The 644-nt window shown below is 47.4% G+C and carries 1 protein-coding gene; it reads left to right on the top strand.

Features of this window, described 5'->3' with window-relative positions; translation table 11 throughout:
• Positions 1 to 65 precede the first annotated feature (65 nt).
• On the top strand, positions 66 to 644 hold a 579-nt coding region (locus tag R7093_RS26065; protein ID WP_318147125.1), incomplete at its 3' end, for an endonuclease.

A 644-nucleotide genomic window follows, 5' to 3' on the forward strand; every position in this document is an offset into this window, starting at 1 on the left:
TCATTACGAAAGCCAACCTCTGAGTGGTAGAATGATTAAAGTCATACTTTTTAAAGACTTTAATCATGAAATACTTGTTTACTCTGTTTCTCTTTGTTCTTTCTAGTTCCGCTTTTTCTGCCCCTCCTAGCTCATTTTCTGCCGCCAAACGTGAAGCGGTGAAAATCTATCAAGACCACCCAAGCAGTTTTTACTGCGGTTGTGATATCCAGTGGCAAGGCAAAAAAGGCGTTCCTGACTTAGCCTCTTGCGGTTACCAAGTTCGCAAACAAGAAAAACGCGCAGCTCGCATTGAATGGGAACATGTGGTTCCTGCTTGGCAATTCGGCCACCAGCTCCAGTGTTGGCAAAGCGGTGGGCGCAAAAACTGTTCGCGCAACGACACGGCTTTTAAACTCATGGAGGCGGATTTACACAACCTGACCCCAGCGGTTGGTGAGCTGAACGGAGACCGTTCTAACTTCAACTTCAGCCAATGGAACGGCATGGATGGTGTCAGTTATGGCCGCTGCGACATGCAAGTGAACTTCAAGCAACGCAAAGTAATGCCACCCGACAGAGCTCGCGGGTCGATTGCACGTACATACCTGTACATGAGCAAGGAGTACGGATTCAAACTATCCAAACAGCAAACTAAGCTAATG

Source organism: Vibrio sp. 1580, assembly GCF_033340055.1.